Source organism: Paenibacillus sp. JNUCC 35 (genome assembly GCF_058269095.1).
Map to the genome: position 1 here is coordinate 5,161,331 of NZ_CM177771.1, position 18,969 is coordinate 5,180,299.

16 protein-coding genes are annotated in these 18,969 nt (G+C 59.4%); all 16 read right to left on the reverse strand.

Features of this window, described 5'->3' with window-relative positions:
• Positions 1-3: 3 nt before the first annotated feature.
• The gene (locus tag AC2TF6_RS23320) at positions 4-1,950 is read right to left on the reverse strand and encodes a carbamoyltransferase C-terminal domain-containing protein (protein ID WP_491308712.1); all 1,947 of its coding nucleotides are present in this window, start codon (positions 1,948-1,950) and stop codon (positions 4-6) included.
• Between the two features lie 4 nt (positions 1,951-1,954).
• Complete coding sequence (locus tag AC2TF6_RS23325; protein WP_491308713.1) at positions 1,955-2,779, reverse strand: phytanoyl-CoA dioxygenase family protein; 825 nt, start codon at positions 2,777-2,779, stop codon at positions 1,955-1,957.
• Positions 2,776-4,152 (reverse strand): redoxin domain-containing protein, encoded by a 1,377-nt coding sequence (locus tag AC2TF6_RS23330; protein ID WP_491308714.1) that lies wholly within the window; start codon positions 4,150-4,152, stop codon positions 2,776-2,778. The genes AC2TF6_RS23325 and AC2TF6_RS23330 overlap by 4 nt, the downstream gene beginning before the upstream one ends.
• Before the next feature lie 45 nt (positions 4,153-4,197).
• A complete protein-coding gene (locus AC2TF6_RS23335) occupies positions 4,198-5,034 on the reverse strand; it encodes a phytanoyl-CoA dioxygenase family protein (RefSeq protein WP_491308715.1) in 837 nt (278 codons plus the stop codon).
• A 137-nt stretch (positions 5,035-5,171) separates the two neighbouring features.
• The gene (locus AC2TF6_RS23340) at positions 5,172-6,863 is read right to left on the reverse strand and encodes a carbamoyltransferase C-terminal domain-containing protein (protein WP_491308716.1); all 1,692 of its coding nucleotides are present in this window, start codon (positions 6,861-6,863) and stop codon (positions 5,172-5,174) included.
• 206 nt (positions 6,864-7,069) lie between these two features.
• Positions 7,070-9,034: an ABC transporter ATP-binding protein gene (locus tag AC2TF6_RS23345; protein ID WP_491308717.1), complete on the reverse strand. Its 1,965-nt coding sequence runs from the start codon at positions 9,032-9,034 to the stop codon at positions 7,070-7,072.
• Positions 9,031-10,836 (reverse strand): ABC transporter ATP-binding protein, encoded by a 1,806-nt coding sequence (locus AC2TF6_RS23350; RefSeq protein ID WP_491308718.1) that lies wholly within the window; start codon positions 10,834-10,836, stop codon positions 9,031-9,033. Before AC2TF6_RS23350 ends, AC2TF6_RS23345 begins: the two co-directional genes overlap by 4 nt.
• A gap of 10 nt (positions 10,837-10,846) precedes the next feature.
• Entirely contained in the window at positions 10,847-11,083 is a 237-nt protein-coding gene (locus AC2TF6_RS23355) for a phosphopantetheine-binding protein (protein WP_326055455.1), read from the reverse strand.
• A 13-nt stretch (positions 11,084-11,096) separates the two neighbouring features.
• Positions 11,097-12,365, reverse strand: a complete 1,269-nt coding sequence (locus AC2TF6_RS23360) for a glycosyltransferase (RefSeq protein ID WP_491308719.1) — start codon at positions 12,363-12,365, stop codon at positions 11,097-11,099.
• Between the two features lie 17 nt (positions 12,366-12,382).
• Positions 12,383-13,513, reverse strand: a complete 1,131-nt coding sequence (locus AC2TF6_RS23365; protein ID WP_491308720.1) for an aminopeptidase — start codon at positions 13,511-13,513, stop codon at positions 12,383-12,385.
• Complete coding sequence (locus tag AC2TF6_RS23370; protein ID WP_491308721.1) at positions 13,510-14,511, reverse strand: hypothetical protein; 1,002 nt, start codon at positions 14,509-14,511, stop codon at positions 13,510-13,512. The genes AC2TF6_RS23365 and AC2TF6_RS23370 overlap by 4 nt, the downstream gene beginning before the upstream one ends.
• Positions 14,501-15,595, reverse strand: a complete 1,095-nt coding sequence (locus AC2TF6_RS23375) for an alpha/beta hydrolase family protein (protein WP_491308722.1) — start codon at positions 15,593-15,595, stop codon at positions 14,501-14,503. Before AC2TF6_RS23375 ends, AC2TF6_RS23370 begins: the two co-directional genes overlap by 11 nt.
• Positions 15,592-16,449, reverse strand: a complete 858-nt coding sequence (locus AC2TF6_RS23380; RefSeq protein WP_491308723.1) for an alpha/beta hydrolase — start codon at positions 16,447-16,449, stop codon at positions 15,592-15,594. Before AC2TF6_RS23380 ends, AC2TF6_RS23375 begins: the two co-directional genes overlap by 4 nt.
• Positions 16,450-16,459: 10 nt before the next feature.
• Positions 16,460-16,699, reverse strand: a complete 240-nt coding sequence (locus AC2TF6_RS23385; RefSeq protein WP_326052918.1) for an acyl carrier protein — start codon at positions 16,697-16,699, stop codon at positions 16,460-16,462.
• 36 nt (positions 16,700-16,735) lie between these two features.
• Positions 16,736-17,818 (reverse strand): hypothetical protein, encoded by a 1,083-nt coding sequence (locus AC2TF6_RS23390; protein ID WP_491308724.1) that lies wholly within the window; start codon positions 17,816-17,818, stop codon positions 16,736-16,738.
• The gene (locus tag AC2TF6_RS23395) at positions 17,819-18,961 is read right to left on the reverse strand and encodes a class-II aminoacyl-tRNA synthetase family protein (RefSeq protein WP_491308725.1); all 1,143 of its coding nucleotides are present in this window, start codon (positions 18,959-18,961) and stop codon (positions 17,819-17,821) included.
• Positions 18,962-18,969: the final 8 nt, after the last annotated feature.

The window sequence follows — 18,969 nt, forward strand, 5'->3', positions numbered from 1 at the left end:
GGATCACAGGCCGTGAGGCGTTATATCCAGCGGCCGGTGTTTGTAAAGGCGCTGGAACAGCCGGACGTCCTTGATCAGCATCCTGGCGTCCGACTCGTCGGTCAAGTCGTACAGATGATCGGGGTTCCGCTCCGTCACAAACTTGTAATGGCGTAAAATCTCTTCCGGGATGCCGTGGGGGTTCAGTTCGCGCATGACCTGCTCCCGCTCCTCCGCGCTCAGCACATCCATGGAAACCGGTCTTGCGGCCGGACCCTGCTCCGGAAATTCGAAGTGGTTCGCAAACTCCACCCGGATTCCGTTAAAATAGCCGACACGGATTCCCCTTCGCAGGGCAAAAATAACCGCTTCCTCCAGCGAGTTGACGATGGGCTCGCCCTTGTCGTTGAGCGAGGTGTTGCACACAATGGGAATCCCCGTCTCCTTGTAAAACTGCCGGAGAAGGTCCGCAATCGGCGAGGTGTCTTCTTCCGATACGGTCTGAACGCGCGCGGTCCCGTCCAGATGAGCGACAGCCGGTATCCGGTCTCGCTTCTCGGGACGGACGGGAAACGCATGAAGCATAAACGGCGAGGGATACGCGTCCTCGAACCAGTCGTGCAGATGCTCCTCCAGCACGATGGGCGCCACCGGCCTCCACCATTCTCTTCGCTTGATGCGGTTCAGCGCGTTTTTGCTCGCCTCGCTGCGGGGATCTCCGAGAAGGGAGCGGTGGCCGAGCGCCCTAGGTCCCATTTCCGCGCGGCCCTGGAACCAGACCACCGGTTCCTGCTCCAAGTCCCGGACCGCCTGCCGGGCCGAATAGGCCCCGACCGATTTTACGAACGGCCGATACCGGTCCTGCTCCAGAATATCGCGGATATCCCCTTCATCCGGCGATCCGTAGTAAGCGTGCTCCAGCTTGAACTCTAGCGGTTCCGGCGACATTTTCCGGTAAAATCCGTACAGGCCGATGCCCAGCGACATCCCGCTGTCGTTCACGCAAGGAGGCGCGAGAAATCCGGCGAAGTTGAACTTGCGCATCAGGCAGCTGTTCGTCGGGCAGTTCAGCACGTATCCCCCGGCCATGGCGAGGTACGTCTTCTCCCGGTCCAATCCGAACCAGGATACGATTTTCTCCAGCTCGCCTTCCATCATGCGCACGGACATCCGCTGCACCTGTTTCATGGCCATGCTGACTTTGTTTTCTTCCGGCGAAAAACGGGGATCGAATCCGTTGAACTTCACGCCCGCGTCGGCTTCGGTGTACCGGTCGATCTCACCCAGCTTTTCGAAAAACAGGTCCGTGTCCCGGTCATAGCTGTCGCTGTAGATGGACAACACCGGTCCCGGGTCCAGGTAAGCTTCGCTTGTGCTGGCCGTTGCCAGAGCCATCAGCGTTCCCGGCTGGCGCCGGTACGTATGCGTCGCCCAGTGCCAGAGCAGACCCGGCGAAGTGACCGGGAAAATTTCAAGCTGACCTTTGCGGGATACGCATCCGCTGAAATAGGATTTGCTGCGCGCATGCTTGTCCAGGACAGCGTCGGGAGCTCCGTCCACCGCCAGGCCGATGATCGTTTCGTTGTAAAATTTGGACGAGTCCGTCAGAAGCGCGGAGAACAGATGGGCGATGCTGTGAGTCGCCAGCTTCGGATAATCGTCCATCGCGTGGTAATCGTCCGCGGTTTCCAGCAGCGGCGTGCCCCAAATCTCCTCCATGTCGTCGAGGGTAAGCTGAAGAGGGGCCAGAAGGCTGTTCAGCGCATTGCGGGCATGCTCCGCGCTCAAAAACGAAACGGCATGCTGCTTGATGCCCGTGAACCGCTCCAGCTCCCAGTAGCGGACCAGCTCCAGACGCCTGCCGATTTTGCGGAAGAGCGCCGCGTTCTGATCATGCCGGGAGACCGAAGCCAGAAGATGATCGAGCGGATCGATATGCAGATAGGCCGAGAGATAGTAGCCGTCCTTCATCGCTTCACCCCTTAAGCACTTCGTAAGAGTTAAACGTCCTTATGCGCGCATGCCTTTTGTTGAGTTTCAATTGGGCGTTGTTCCCGTATTTGTCCATCAGATCGTTATTGAACATGAAAATTTTCTCGGCGCCGGCCGCAACGAAATGAATGCCGAACGCGTGCCTGAACTTGTCGGCGGAACGGTTCGCCCAGGACCCGTGAATAACGTCGCCGGTGTGCACGACGACATCCCCCGGCTCGGTGTGCACGTTTACGATCTCGAACGTGTCGGGCACTTCGGCGTCCGGACCCGCCTCGCCGCGGATAATTTCCGGCAGGTGCTCGCACAAGTCCGTCTTGGGCAGATTCGTCTGAAGCAGACCGTAGCGGTGAGTCTTCGGGATATACATCAGGCCTCCGTTCTCCGGAGCGGCTTCATCCAGGCTGACCCAGTAGGCGCAGGAAGTCCCAGGCGTTACCCCGATGTCGTAGTTATCCTGGTGAAACACAAGCATATTGGAGCCCGGGCTCTTGTAATAGAACGTGCTGCCGACAGCCAAAGCCTCTTCCCCGATTAAATTTTCGACAATCTCAAAATTACGGGGATCGATGTAGTAGTTCATAATGGCTTCATTCAGACGGTAGGTCTCATGCATCTCATCGAACAGGCTTACGAGAGGCTTCTCCGGGTCCTGGACAATCTTCCCTTCCTGAACGCGCTGCGTCCAGATGTTATGGTGCAGCCGCTTGAGCTCTTCCATCTCGCCGGAGGTGAATACGCCTCTGATAACGGCGAAACCGTTCTCCTCATAGCTCCGTTTATGAGCTTCCGTAACCAATTCCTTCATAATTTCCCTCCTGCCGAATTAGGCGCGGTTTTCAAAGCTTCCAAAGCCGCCAGGACTTCCTCCGCGTGCCCTTTCACATCGACCTCGGGAAATACACGGGCAATAACTCCGTCCGGACCGATGATAAACGTGGTGCGGAGTACGGCTTCGAATGTTTTTCCCCGGTAAGAGTCTTCTCCGTAAACTCCGTAGGTGTCGGCGACCCGGTGATTCTCGTCGGCCAGGAGCGGGAAGGACAGCCTGAATTTGGCGGAAAATCCCTCGTGGGACTCCAGGCTGTCCGGGCTGATGCCGAGCAGCACAGTCGTTCCGTCCGCCGCCAGCTCGCCGTAGGCGTCCCGGAACGAGCAGGCTTCCTTCGTACAGTGAGGCGTATGGTCCTGCGGGTAGAAAAACAGGACGACATACTTGCCCCTGTAATCCGAGAGCGAAAGAAGCGGCTTGCCGCCGGTAGCGGAAAGCGTGAAATCAGGGGCGGCGGAGCCGGCCGGCAGCGGCGCGCTTACGGGGCTTCCGAACTTGGAGTTCTGATGCTTCCAGTCCGTGAGATCGTAATAACTCGCTTCCTTAAAGGAGAAAATGGATCCCTGGTTCTCGGATACTTTCGGCCGCGTATTCAAACGCCGGCGGACCCGGTTGCCCTTCTTATCCCGCAAGTTGTTGAAATTCAGGGCGATCCGCTCCAGGCTCTTCGGCGCAAAGTGGCAAAGCAGCGCCCGCCGGTACTCGCGCCGGGTCAGGTTATCGGAGGAACCGTGGATCATGTTCCCGTTAAACAGCACGATATCTCCGCTGCGGGTCGTCGCGTATTCCAGCTGGCCGGAATCCGGAATCTCCACTTCCTGGCCTTTGTCCGAGAAAGTAAACGCGAGACTGTCCGAAATAACCTTGGGCGAGAGCAGGTCAAGCGTGTGCGAACCCGGCACAAAACACAGCCCGCCGTTCTCCCGACTCGTATCGTCCAGGGAGATCCACACGGACAGGGAAGTCTGCGGATAGGCGCCGAGCGCGGAATTGTCCTGGTGGACCGGCATTCCCCTCATCCCCGGGCCTTTGTAGTAATAGCTGGTCGAGACCAGCAGGCCTTCCTCTCCGAGCGCGCTTTCCACGATTTCGATTACGCGGGGATCCAGCACATAGCGCAGAATCGTTTCATTCTGCAGGTGATGATCCCGTACGCGGGGAAACAAGCTTTCATAGGGCCGCTTCGCCTTCTGCCGGATTTTCCCCTGACCCAGCAGCGTCAGCCAGTGCTTCTCATACTCCCTGCAAATGTCGTTCACTTCATGGGGAAGGAAGACTTGTTCAACCACCGTGTACCCGGTCCGGGCCAATTTCCGTTGATGCTCCTGCAGCTGTGCAGCCGACGTCATCCTGTCACCGCCTCTCAATTCTTATCGTGGTTCGTGGTCCCGGTATCATCTCCAAGACCCGAAGTAGTTGCCTTCTTTTGCCGAAAAAATGGAATTCTGATTCTTCACCAGGTTCGGATTCGTATTCAGCCGCTTGCGCACCCGCTCCCCTTTGCGGTTAAGCAGATTGTTGAAATTGGGGAGTAGTTTTTCGGTGCCGACGCCCGCAAATTGAACGAGCAGAGCCCGTCTGAAGCGGTCAGTCGATACGTTGTCGAGCGAAGCATGAATCGAATAGCCGTCGAAAATGATCGTGTCTCCCGGCCGTGTCGGAACCACGACGCTCTCATGACCATCCGGCACGCGGATCTGCCGGCCGTCGTCGGAGAATACGGCAAGCGTCTCGCTTACGTCCCGGTCCGGCTCCACAAGTTTCAGCTTATGGGATTTCGGGACGAATACCATGCAGCCGTTCTCTTCGTCAGCCGGGTCGAGACTGATCCAGGCCGAATAAACGGTTCCCGGCTCTATGCCGAAAACGAGATCGTCCTGGTGCATGGGAAGCCCCTTCATGCCGGGGCCTTTGAAGTAATAGCTGGTGGCAATCAGAAGCACTTCTTCTCCCGCCAGCGCCTCCACCGCATCGAACAGTTTGGGAGCCAGGACTAGCTCCAGCACCTTGTCATTGTCCCGGTCGTAGTTGTACATGCGGGGAAAAAGGCTTGCAAGCGGCTTGTCCGGGTCCTGGGCAATAGAGCCCGCGTGGATCAGTTCCACCCAGCGGCGTTCGTACTCCTCGATGAACGCTCCCGCCTCTTCCCGGCTGTAGAGAGCAGGGACGACGACGTACCCTTCGTCTTCATACAGCTTTTTCTCCGTTGGACCGATGCGCGCATCTGTCATGTTCTCACCTCTGCTTCTTCTTTAGCTCTACCATAACCCGGCTGCGCCCCGTCTCACGCGGGGACGATTGCGGGATATTCGTGGAATGTTGCCTTTATGAAAGAGCCGCCCGATAAGATTACGTTTCTCCGTCCCTCTTAGCCGGCCCCTATTTTATACAGCCGGCCTTCGATCGACAGATAATCCAGCCGGAGCTCCAGCGCCGCCCGGAACGCCTCCAGCGGTGTTTCCGCCATCGGCCGCCCGTGGACATTCAAGGATGTCAGGAGCAGCGCGCCGGTTCCCGCCGTATGCTCGAACTCGCCCAGCAGCCTGTACAGACCGGGCTGGAGACTTCTCTCCACCGTCAGCAGAGCGCAGCTTCCATCCGCATGCGCGACGACAGGCAGAGCTTCGGCCGCCCATTCCGTCAGGATATGGATCTTCTCCATATAAGGCGCAGGGCCGCCCCTGCGGGCATAGTGACCGAGCTTGTCCCCCTGGACCGCCGCGCCGTAGGGCAAAAACGCCGGCCGCCGCTTGCTTGCGTCCAGCCGGGTTCTAACGTCCCGGCATCTCGGATCGGCCAGGATGCAGCGGCTGCCGTTCGGCCCCGGCCCCAGGGGCGACCGCCCCTGGAACCGGCCGATCAGGCAGCCGGCCGCCAGCAGATCCGCCACGGTCCGCTCATGGTCCGCGGCGGGCACCGGCTCTAACCGGCCGCCGTCCAGCTTGGCGGCGGCTTCGTCGATGTCGGCAGGGGAATACTGCCGGCCGAGGCACGGATCGAAGGGGATGCTCTCCGCGTTCCCCTTCTTTATCCTCAGCGGGGCATGCCGCCGACGGTCCGGCGGACCGCCCGCTCCGGCCGGATGGAAATACTCCGCCAGCGCGCTGCCGACGGCATTTCCCGTATCCCCCGCGGCGGGGAATACGTAAATGTCCCGGAAGGGAGTGTTCGCTTCCAGGAAAGCGACCAGGCGGCGGTTAAAGGCCGTGCCGCCCGCCAGGCACAACCTGCCGCTGCCCGTCCGGCGGTGGAGCCGCAGGCAGATTGCGGCCATGATTCGCTGCAGATGTTCCTGCGCGGCTCTGGCGATGTCCGCCTTCGCCTGGAAGGCGTCCCCCTCCTCCCGGAGCTTATCCGCGATAAACGCGCGCATGGCCGCGATCTCCGCCTTCGACTGGGAGAACCGCCCTTCCCCGTCGAGCCGGTAAAAGCTTTCGAACGGCTCAACCCAGCGGCCTGTCCCGAAGGCCGACAAAGCTTCCGTTTTGCCGTCCTCCAGAAAGGCAAAGCCGAGACCCAGCGTGACCCATTTGTACATGCCGCCGAGGGAGTTGTACAAAGCCAGCGGATCGCTCAGTTCGTGCCTGACCCCCGTGGCCGGATCGATGAAGCTTCCGCGGATGCCGTCCAGCGCTTCCAGCCCCTTGCTGTCCGCCCGGAAGGACGTGACCGTCTCGTACTCGCCCGTCGCTTCGTCGGCGCTTCCGATTCCGTCCGCGACCAGAACGGCCGCTTCCTCAAAAGGCGAGGTATAGAACGCGCTGCACGCATGGGCAAAATGATGCGTCGTATACCGGATGGACGAGACGTATTTCGCATAGTAGAGCGGATTGTTCAGATCGTCCGTCACGATCCGGTCCACGTCGGAGGCCGTCAAACCGGCCTCCTTGAGGCAGTACGCCGCGGCACGGCAGCGGGCCAGCTCCATTCCTCCGTCCGGGAAATAGGAATGCCTGCGCCCGTTCAGACGCTCCTCCTCCACGGCGCTCACGATCCGGCCGTCCTTCATTACACAGGCCGAGTAGCTGTGTGCGGAGCCTCCCAGGGCAAGAATCTTCATACTTTCCCCTCCTTCGGGTTTCCTTGCGCGCAAGGGCATACGGTCACTCTTCGCTCCATACTCTTCGTCCGTCATGACCGGAGCAAAAGCACGACCGCCGTATGACCGCCCGATCGGCTGCCCGGGAGACTGTCGTCATTCGACGCGGGGCCGTCCGCGTGTCCGGTTCCAAATCGCGGCGGCCCGCCTCCTCATGCTTCACGGGTCTACAGCCTGACCATGTGATAATAAGGCCCTTTGAGGCCCATCAACTCCTGATGGGTGCCTTTCTCCACGATGCGCCCGTCATGCAGCATCACGATCAGATCCGCATCCCGGACGGCGGATAGCTTATGCGCGATCATAAGCGTTGTCCGTCCCCGGGTCACGGACGTCCAGGCCTGCCGCAGCTCCTTCTCCGTTTCGGCATCCATACTCGCCGTCGGTTCGTCCAGCACAAGAATCGCCGGCTGTCTGGCCCACGCCCGGGCGAAGGCGATCAACTGCTTCTGCCCGCCGGAAAAATTTCCGCCCCGCCACATCATTTCCGTATCCAGCCGAGCGGGCAGCTTGTCAACGAAATCCATCGCGCCCACTTCCCGCAGTGCCTGCTCCACGGCGGCGTCGTCCGCCTGCGTGCTTTCCGGGGCTACGTTAGAGCGGATGTCGCCTCCGAACAGAAACGGCTCCTGCAGCACCACGCCCATATGCTTGCGCAGCGCCGCGCCCGGGATGTTCCTCAGATCGACGCCGTCGAGGGTAATCCTGCCTTCCTGAGGCTCTTGAAAGCCGAGCAGTAGATTCGCCAGCGTACTTTTCCCCGCACCCGTGGCTCCGACGAGGGCGACGGTACGCCCCGCCGGGATTTCGAACGAAATGCCGCTGACGGCCGGACGGCCTGTATCGTAAGCGAACGTTACGTTTTCGAAAGAGATATGCCCGCGGGGCTTGTTGATGGCGCCGCCTTTTTCCCGGGTCATCGGTTCCTCATCCATCAGAGAGAAGACTCTGTCCGCGGATACCGTAGCGAGCTGGGCTCCCGACAGACCGCTCAGCATGTTCACGACGGGCTTGATCAAATCGACCGAATATTCAACGAAGATATACAGCATGCCCAGCGAGACGGCACCCGTTCCGACCTTCCGGCCGAGAAACCAGACGATGGCAAGCAAAAAAACGGATTGAATCAGCCCCGAGATATTCCAGGACGACAGCTTCTCGATCCTCATCTGCCGCATATTCGCGTTAAGCCAGTCCTTGTTCTTGCTCCGGAATTGGTCGGCTACCGCTTCTTCCCTCCCGAACATCTGGACGACCGGCAGCGCTGCCACCGTTTCCAGCAGAAGGGCGTTCATTTCGCCGAAGCGGGTGCGGATCTGCTCGAACAGCGGTTTGACCAGCTTCAAATGGATGCCCATGATCAAAGCGAAAACCGCAAGCAGAAGCAAAGACGCCAGCGCAAGCTTCACATTCAGCAGGAACATGGCGATAAAAATGCCGACCAGCATGGCGCCGTTCATCACGAATACGGAGCAGAACTGGATAAACAGCGTTTTGATCCCTTCCGTATCCTGGGCCAGCTTGGTAACAAGCTCTCCCGTCATGGTCCGGTCGTAGACCTTTAACGGCAGTCTGTGAAGATGGCGCATCACATCCATGCGGATCGTCTTGGCAATCCGGAACGAGATGCTGTAAAACAGCCGCGAATGCGCATATTTTCCGGCCAGGCCCAGGACGATAAGCACCGCGTAGAGGCTTACCCAGCCTGCGACCGGCTTCATTTCCCCTTTATAAAGCGCTTTGACATCATCGGCGGAAAGCCGCTCCCTACCTTGATCTCCGCGGTCCAGCACATAACCTTCGCCGTCCTGGAGAAAACGGACCGTGCGGCCTTCCCCGCCCGTCTGCCCGTCCTTCAGCTGGACATAACAGCTGCCTTTGAGTTCTGCCGATCGGGACTCGCCGGGAGGGCAGCTTCCGGTTCTCTCCAGCCACGGTCTCTGGAACACGTATTGGATGTGATCATCCACCACGATTTTCAGAATATATGGTCCGCTGAGCTGGATCGCCGTCGCCAAGGCCAGCAGGAGCAGAGCCAGCGAATAGGCCCGTTTCTCCGCCCATGCGTAGGCGAGCAATCTGCGGACTGCGCTTGTGCCCGCACGGCCACCGGCTTTATGCTCGTTCGTCATGAAAGTCCACCCTCTTCCCGCCGGTCCGTACCAGACACGGCCGAACCGGACGACAACTCGCGCTGAGACCGCTCATAGTCGTACTGCCGCTTGTACCAGCCGTCCGCCGCCATCAGCTCCTCATGCGTGCCCGCATCGATCAGACGGCCCTCGCCAAGCACCGCGATAAGATCGGCGCCGCTTGCCTGGAGCAGCCTGTGCGTGGCGAACACGGTCGTTTTGCCCCGGCGCACCGTCCTGATTTTGCGCCAGAGCGCGGAAGCCGTCCGTGCATCGACGGCGGACATGGCATCGTCGATGACGAGCAGGTCCGCATCGACAAGCAGCGCTCGCGCGATAGCCACGCGCTGCCGCTGTCCGCCGGACAGCTGGCCTCCGCCTTCGCCGGCCTCCGCTTCGAGGCCTCCCTCCAGCCGGCGGAGATCCCCGTCCAGGCAGGCTGCCCGTACCGCCGTTTGCAACCGGGAATCCCCGGATTCGGGCATGCCGAACAGGATATTGCTCCGGATGCTGCCGGAGAACAGCATGGGGTCCTGCGGAACATACGCCATCCAGCTCCGCTTGATCTTGTCCGGCACCTCGCCGGCATCCTTTCCGTTGTAAAGGATGGTCCCGGAATCGGCGGGATAAAAGCCGAGCAGAAGCTTGAGCAGCGTGCTTTTGCCGCTCCCGGTCGGCCCCACCACAGCAAGCGTTCCTCCTTGCGGCAGCCGAAGCGAGAGGCCGGCGATCTGAACGCCGGAAGATTCCGGATACGCGAAGGACAGATCCGCCGCCTCAACCGTCTCCAGCCGCACCGCTTCCTCTTGCTGCCAAACATGCCCGGAACGGGACGCCTCGGCTGCGGCCTCTTCACCGGAAACTCCCTCCAGCCGTTCCGCCGACGCTTCCGCCTGCTGCAGCAGTGTAAAGAGGGTGCCGAGCGCAAACATTGGGAAAGTCATGCTCCACAAATACATCGTAAAGGTCGCCAGTTGCCCGACCGACATTCGGCTCTGCATGATCAGATAAGCGCCGAAGCCGATCGCGACAGCGAAACTGACATTCATAATAAACGTAATAAGGGCCCAGAAAAGCGCGTCGTTCCTGCCCATCACACTGTTCTTCTCCATGACTTCCCCGGAGACGGCTTCAAATCGCCGCAGAGCCCTGGCTTCCTGTCCGTAAGCGCGGATTGTGCGTATGCCGGATACGGTTTCCTCGGCCTGCTCCACCATTTTGCCGAATGCTCCCTGCCACTCAAACGCGGATTGCCGGAACCGCTTCCCGAGTAAAAACATGACAACCGCAATCAGCGGGACCGGTAGAAGCGAGGCAAGGGTCAGCGGAACGTTGACGAAGGCCATCATCGCCGCCACGTAAATGGGAAGCATGATCAGGATGTTGCAGAGTCCCAGTACGAGCATACTGCCGAGTTTTCCGACAGCCTGGGTGTCGTTGGTCAGATACGTCATCAGCTGGCCGGACGAGTGGCGATGAAAAAAAATCGGGCTTCGTGCGAGCCAGCCCCGAAACAACCGATCTTTCAGCTTGCTTTCCAGAATCGTGCCGCTGTTCATCAGCCACGTTTCTTTCCAGTAATTCAGCGCATAGTGCAGCAGAGCCAGCCCCCCCCAAAAAGCGATGGCGCGGGCTACCGAAGCATCCGTCCAATCGTCCGTTCCGAATCCGTCCATCAAAGCCCCGATCTGCTTCGGAATGAGAATATTGAGGGCATTCGTCAGGATAAACAGCACGATGACCGCCGCATAAACGGCTCGTCTTTCCTTGAAAAACCACCGGTATTTGAGCAATCCCTTCATGTTCCGGCCCTCATTCTCCACTTACCAGACGGAGCAGATAACGGTGCATATCCGACACCTTTTCGAATTCGTAGAGATTCAGTTCTTCGTTCAGGACGTCTGTATCCAGCAAAATTTCGAATTCGATCAGCAGTTCAAGTACGCCCGACGAGTCCAGCCCCAATTCCTCGAATACCGTATCGGCCGTTACGTCGCCGCGCCCGCTGACGCTGCTTGTCAGTTCAATTACTTTCTCTATCGTTAACAAGAGCCCGCCTCCTTTAAAAATGGTGGTGCAGCAACTGCTCCAAATAGTCCGCTCCGGTTTGTGCCGGCGAGATCGTTTTCCGGCTCTCCGCCCGTTCCAAAGCCTTTTTCCGGTAGCTCGGATCGCCGGTCACTCGATTCACGGCCTGGCGGATGGCTCCGGCATCCACGCTTTCGGCATCCAACGTGACCGCGATTCCCAATTCTTCGCACCGCCGGGCCAGAAGCGGATGGTCGGCGCCCAGAGGAACGATGATCATCGGCACGCCGCTGCTCATCGCCGTCTGGAGGGTTCCGCATCCCCCGTGGGTGATCAGCACATCGGTCAAGGGCAGGAGCGCCTTATGGATCGGCTGGTACGTCGTCCAGCGGATATGCTCCGGCAGCGGCTCCACGCCCTTGTACGGACGCTGCTCGGAGATCACAAGCCGGCAGGGGCCGTCCCGGAAGGCGTCCAGAGCCGCGCGGATGTACCGGTCGGTCGCGATCCGGTATTCCGCCCGCGGTACGGAGGTCGCCGTCGCCAGCACGAGCGGCCCCTCTCCGGGCGGGATGAGCGCCGCCTCTCCGGCAGGGTCATCCCCGCCGGAGAGGCCGCCCCGCGCGCCGGAAGCGCCGGTCGCATCAGACGCCTCGCAGGCCCCCTCGTCCCGCGCACCGGCCGCATGAGCCGAGCGTCGCGCGTCCGGCACGTCGGGGCTTCCCGCCTCGCAGGGGCCGATGATCCGGGTCTGCGGATGAAGCTCCGCCAGCCCCTCGGCCAGCTCGGGCAGGACGGTCACGAGGTGAAGCTCCGGCGAAATGCCTGCGCAGTCCCCTCTCGTCCGCAGGTCGCCGGCCTCCAGACGGCCAAGTCCGAACCGGGCACGGACCCGGTTCAATTCCTTGGCGTAGGCCTTCCGGAGACCTGCGTTGACCGCCGCACGGCCGGGGAGCCACTGCTCCGCCAGCGGGATGCTGGTCTGGAACGAGGCCCAGCGGATGCCCAGCAGCTCGGCTGCATATGCGGGAGCGCACTGCGCCGAGTCCGTGAGAATCAGCTGCGGCCGCATCTCCCGGAGCAGGGGCAGAAGCTCCGCGAGCATCCGGTCCGCGTACAGGTCGGGATATTTGTCCCAGCCGATCTCGGCAAAATTCAGCCCATAGCGTAAGATAAGCTCCCGGTTGGTGCGGCTGCCCAGTACGGTGACCGAGTGTCCCCGCTTTCTAAGCTCGACACCGAGCGCCACGGCGGGGAGCACATGACCGAGCAGGCGCTGGCTAACGAGTACGATGGAAGCCATACGTTCTCTCCTTCACATCACGGGGATTCCGGACTCAAGCTTCTGCCCGGGGGATTAAGCGGCTGAAGCTCCTCCGGAACGAAGAGCCCGTTCTTGCGGACGAGCATGTCGTCGAAGTAAAGTTCGCCTCCGCCGTGCTCTTCCAGTTGGGACAACACCATGTCCCAATGCACCGCGGAGCGGTTGCCGTTGTCGGCCATCTCCAGCGCGTGTCCGATAGCGAAATGGACGCTCCCCGCCATTTTTTCATCGAACAGAAGGTTATTGTACGGCTGCACGATATAAGGATTGAGTCCGATGCCGAATTCACCGAACCTCGAAGCCCCTTCGTCCCCGCCGAGAATCAGGCGGAGCCTCTCCGTATCGTTGCAAGCCGCCTCCACGATTGTGCCCTTCTCCAGCCGCAGCCGGATATGCTCGAACGTCAGGCCCAGGTTCAAGGTCGGCACGTTGAAGGTAATGACACCTTCCACCGAATCCAGAACAGGCGCCGTAAACAACTCCCCGTCCGGAAGGTTATAGCGGCCGTCGCAGAAATAGTTCGGCATGTCCTTGACCGAAAACCGCAGATCCGTTCCGGGCGATACGACACGAACTTTATCGGTACGGCCCAGCAGCGCGCCCAGCGGCTCGGCCCGTTTGGCCATAAGGCTGTAGTCCATCGTGCAGGATTCCATATACCGGGAGGTAAATTGGCCGAGGCTCATTCTGGCCAGCTGGGCCAAACCGTAGGTCGGATATTTCAGGATGACATATTTGGGAATTGCCGCGAAGGCGGCATGAATCGGATACGCCACCTGCTTCAGGTACAAATCGTAGCGTTCGGGATCGATGTCGCTAAGCTCGAAAATATTTTCGTCGGAGCGGATATTGATGCACGCCTCCATCGTTTTGAACCGGTACAAATCCTGCTTAACCCACGCATTCAGCTGTTCTTTCGTACAGCCTATGAGGAGAGATTTTAACTGCTCGATCGTCATGACGCGCAGGAACGGGATAGCCGGGACAGCGTACAGCTCCTCCACAATAGCTTCCACCAGGTCGTCGGCTTTGCCCAGCACATCGACCAGAACACGTTCTCCGGGCTCTACCTTCAGGGAATCCCGGACAATTTTGCGCGCCAGACGTTTGACTTCCTCCGTATTCATTCTTCTTCACCCGCCATTTCCGCCAACGCTTCGAAAAAACTCGTCTCGTTGTCCAATGTTTGCCTAAGATAGGCCAGTACCTTCTCCCGGTAATCCCGGTCCGGCTGTCTTTTCCACTTCATCAAAACGCCCAAAACAAGCGACCAGCACCGGCACACGTACGTAAGCTCCTCGACCCACGCCGGTTTAAGATATCGGGCCGGAACCGCTCCGCGTAATGCGGCCAGCAGCCACAGCTCCCGGAGTCTCCGGTAATAATGGAGATCGAATTCCAACTGGTCGAGATGAGCCGTAAGATCTCCTAGCGGAGCGGTCTCGAATCCCCGAATAAACTGCTCCAGCTTCTCATCCGTCCCCATGTTCGTCACCGACTGCCGGACTATTCCGGCAAACTCGTCTTCCCAATTCCGTTCAAAAGGGGGAGCTGCCCCAGTAACGAATGCGGCTCCCGAGGTAACCGGCTGGCGATCCGTCCAGGCTTCGAAAAACAGGCCGTTCGGAATCCGTCCCGTCATCCCGTCGAAATAAGAGGGAGCTCCGGCGCTGTCTAGCAGCGTAATATGAGTCTCGTCGAAGTCGGTAACCAACGACCAATGAATGACATCATGGATGCCGTAATAGGCGCAAAAGGGCATGTCGAACGCCTTGTAAAAAAGCAGCGCGTACCCTTCCCGGTCAAAAACCGACCGCAGCAGACCCTCCATCTCTTCCGGGGATTCCGGATGACACGTCTCCAGCCGCCACCCCCTCTGCAGGCGAGGTTCGCTGCGTCTCAGCAACAGTCCATGACCCGTACTGTCAAAAGGAGTCAGAAAGACGGGAATGAGTTCATCCGCCCCTTTCCACCTGAGCACTTCTTTAACCGCCAATTGGCGGCAGTCCAGGGTCCGTTCGCTTAACCCGGACTCATCGGGAAACCGCCAGTCGACGGGCTTTCTGTTCTTCCGGAGGGCTTCTCCGAGAGTAGCTCCCGCGGTACTCCCCCGCTTAGCGTCCATCCGTCTTCCCCTCCGTTCCGCTTCCGCACCCCGTCAGCCAAAGGCGCTCGATGATGCCGATCAGCTCGTCCATCGCGGCCGGGTGCTGGTGATAATACCGGACCCCGGACAGCAGGTGGACGGACAAGGGGTTTCCGGGGTTTCTGGGGTTTCTGGGCTGAACGGACTGGCTGACCTGCCGGAGTTCTTCGGACTGATCCATCGGCCCGGGCTGCTCGAACTGGCTGGTCGACTCCGGTTTATCCGGACTTCCAGGCTTCTTGAACTGATCGTTCGGCCCTGCCTGCTCTTGCCGTTCAGGCCGTTCCAATCGGGCGTTCAGCCCAAGCGGTCCAAACCGCCCGAGCCTTCCCAGCTCTCCGATTGTGTCCTCATCGGCTTCGCCGCAGATGACAACCGCTTCCCCCTCGTGCTCGCGGAAAAGCTTCGCGCCATCCAGCCGGTCCAGCTCGTCCAGCATCCGGCTGCCGATGCACTGGCCGTGCAAATACAGCATGTGGCTGCCGAGCCGTGCAAAATAGTCGAGATGGCGGGGATCGAAATCGCTCCAGGTGTAATAATCCATCCCGGGCGCGAGTTCCTGGGAATCGATGCGCCCCGCCCGCTTCATCTGCGCCAGCCTGCCGGAGTCGAACAGTTCTCCGCTCTTGGGCAGGGCTTTCAGAAGCGGGGAAATCAGCACCGGCACACAGGCCGCCTGCCCTTCCCGCCTCAGCTCCGCCGCAGCGAGCAGCGCCACCGCAGCCCCGAGCGCATGTCCGACGAGGTAGATTATCCGTGGACGGCCTTCTGCGCTTACTGCGGCTATAGCCTCCAGCGTATCGCTTACCATGCCCGACAAACCGGCATCGCCCAGTTCCCCTTCGCTGTCCCCGTGGCCCCGGTAATCGAATTGCAGCACACGGGCTCCGTAAGGGGAAAGTTTCTTGCGGAGGTTGGAGAACAGGTAGTTCTTCTCGCTCATCGCCTGCCCCAGTCCCGGCAGCGTAACGATCAGCGGGGCTTCGGGATCCGGCTGTGCAGGCTTTTCATAGATTCCTTTCAAGGTGCAGGTTCCGCCGAACTCCAGCTGTTCCCAGCTCATAAGGTTCCCTCCTTACCTGTGCCGGCCGGAAGCCCGAAGGAGGCCGCAAGCCACCGGAACGATTCGTCCATCAGTTTTTCTTCAAGCCGGACCGAGGTGAATAAATGACCCGCTCCTTCGACCGGGCTAACCCGGTGGCGGGCCGTGCCGGAATAGATGGGATAACGGATCGTTTCCATGTACGCGAACTCTTCCTCGATCAGGGGATCGTCCGTACCGTAAATCAGGAGCGAGTCCGCTTCACAGGCCAGCAGCTCCTGGCCGATATCGATCTGCTGGAGATCCCGGTAGAAATCCATACCGACCCAAAGTCCCGCCCACGGCTTCACCATCGCATCCGGATAGAGCGGATGACGGAAAAACCGGGGCTTCCGGCCACCCGGAAAATTCCCTCCGAATTCGGAGAAGAGCGGGCTCCACAGCAAAAGCCGTGAGATCCCGGTTCTCACGGCCGACATGAGAGCGATGCGCGCGCCATCGCTGAAACCGAGAAACGCGATCCTGCCGGGGTCCACGCCTTCCGTCTCCTTTACAAACCGGAGCGCGGCCAGCGTATCCCTGATTTTCGTGCTAGTCGTCATCTCGTGAAACCATCCGTCGCTGAGCCCGAGTCCGTAATAATCAAAACGGAGGCAGGCGATTCCCCGCTCCGCAAGACGGCGCGCAAATTTTACCGCAAGCCGGTGCACTTCGTAGCGCTCCCCGTTCTTGCCGGGACAGTACACAACGACCGGGCACGGCTGTCTGGCGCTCTCCGGCATATGCAGAATACCGGCCAGCCGGTGACCCTCTACCTCAAGCTCAACGAGTCTTTCCTCCGGGGCGAGCCCGGGCTTGTCCGTTCTCTGCCGCATCCGGTTCCCCCTATGCCAGATATCGGGAGACAATGCCGCAAATGCTGTCAACCGTCTGGAAATTGAGCAAATCGATATCCCCGTCCTCAATCTCGATGTTCAGCTCGTCCTCCAGTTCAACGACCAGACGTACGAAGCTCATGGAATTCATGCCGACCGCTAGCAGATCGGTATTTTCGTCTACCTCCGTATTTTCAACAACCTTGCAAATGCAGGCCAATACGGATGTTTTCAACTGCTGTGCATCCATTTGTCGTCCCTCCTTAATGAAAATTCCCTTCCAGATTTATGGTACATCGCCGCGCGGTTGGACACTCGGGATTACGCCCGCATCCCTCAGCTTTTGTTGATTCAATTCAGGCATCCATAGAGCTGCGGCTCGCCTTTCCTTCTCGAATACTTCCCGGAATGCCGAGCTGATTTTTTCCGGCCCGTCTTTCGCGCCCGTCCGCTGAACCTGCAGCGAAAGCGCCCGGATACGCTGAAGACCTTTGCCGCTTGCCGCATAGAACGACTGGACTTTGCCCATCACGGCACCCGGTTCCGCCTGCATCAGATAAGCCAGACGGCGCTGCATAAACTTGTTGTGCTGGATCATTTTATAAATCATCACGTTCCAGAACGAGTATTCGGCCGCATCCAAGTTCCGCCCCCTGCCGAGCTGATCAAAATAAGACGCCATCATTTCGTGTACCGTATAACCGAGCGCGAAAACCTGCGTACCGCCGCCGTCCGCCCCCGACCGGCCCCGGTCCAGCGCAAAATACAGCCTCCGGGCATCCACCTTTTGCGGAAAAGCCGCCCCTTCTTTCATCGACAGCCTGGAAATCGGGTAGCCGTAGTGGGCAAACCACTGCTGGGCAGGCGTATCCTCCGCGACATGACGGATAAATTCCCGTTCCAGCACGTCGTAATCGACTGCGACCGGACTGTACAACGAACCGCCAACATCAAATCCGAGCAGGTGGAATTGCCTTTTCGCATCGTCAAATCCGTAGATCAGCGCTTCGTGAAACAGGTCCCGCTTGCGGAAATGGTTGGAGCAGGGAATATGCTTCCAGTTCAAATAAAGCAGCACATACTCTCCCGCCCGCAAACAGGAACGGATCGTGTCCGTCCATGTGCCCTCACAGCGTACGGGGTCTTCCTTCAAAATATCCGCGTACACGTCCAAATGGTCTTCCAGACGCAGCATCGGGAACTGCTCGGACATCGCATAATGCATTTTAAGCAGAACAAAGCGGGAGTAGAGCCAGGGCTGTGTGCGCTCATCCGTCATGAGGATGCTGAGCCGCAACTGATGGTAGCATTCCGTCGAAAAACCGGGATCGCGGTGGTACGGGAGCATAATTCTGGAGCCTTGCGGCATTTACAAGCGCTCCCTTATGGCGGACGGCCAATCCGCGGAGCGGTCCCCGTAGTAATAAAGCAGCGCCTGGATCCAGCGGTCGATCCCGTAAGCGGCGCAGCCGGAGTGGAGAATATTCCGTTCTCCGCCAATCCCGAAGGAAGAGCAGAGCACATCGCCGAACAAGTTGAACGAAGCGAGCGACCAGGCCAGGCCTTTGCGGGGTGCTACCCGCAGCTCGTATTTCAGTTCTCCCGCCAGCTGGAACAAGGTCTTGCCCACATCCACGTGATGAAAAAAGTGATCGGCAGCCGTTTCCACAACTCCCGTGAATCCCAGTTCGCAGAACAGTTCCCACGTTTTTTCCGCCAGTTCGTCCCGCGTTTTCCGGACAAAATCGGCATCTCCGACATACACGAATTCGTGCATATCGAACTCCAGGCCGCGCACCTCGTTTATTCTGGAGCGGTGTTCGTGCCGGAAGCAGCGGCCGGTGGCCGCGTATACCACATTGCCGGGCACCGGTCCGGTCTGCTCCCCCAGCTCGTTATATACCTGGAAACAGACACACGGCTGCATGTAAAAGTCGGTCGCGCTGTACAAATCTTCGCGGTTTCCGCCGCTCCGGTGAAACTCCGTAATCCGGTCGATGTCGTGGGAAAGCTCGGACAGCCGGTAAATATTTTGCGGAAAATGCACGGGATATTTGCTCTTCGTCATAATCTCCCTAGACATCAGGGAAGGGTACTTGCGCAGAACAAAACCAGCCGGACCGAGCTTGTCCCGGAACAGCCGTTCCAGTGCGGCCGGAAGCAGAGCCGCTTCCCCTTGCAGATGCACGCCCCCGTTAAAAGAAGAGGCGAACGCATGCGGGTCTCGGGGCCGCTCCACGATACGCGGGTACCCCGGTTCATGGCTGCCGCACTCATGCGCGCCGCTTTGTTTAATCCGTTTTTTCGAAAGCGTACGGACCTTCCGGCTCTCTTCGACCAGCGATTCCAGCTTCTTCCGGAACTGTTCCGTGTCCCCGCCGCTGTAGCTCACTTCAAGCTTTCCGTTGTCAAACGATACATCCGTAATCAGCTCGGACAAATAATACGCGCGATCCCGGACATACTCCGTCTGGGACGGATGCACCGGGCTGAATGGTACGGTTACGATCATTCCCGTCA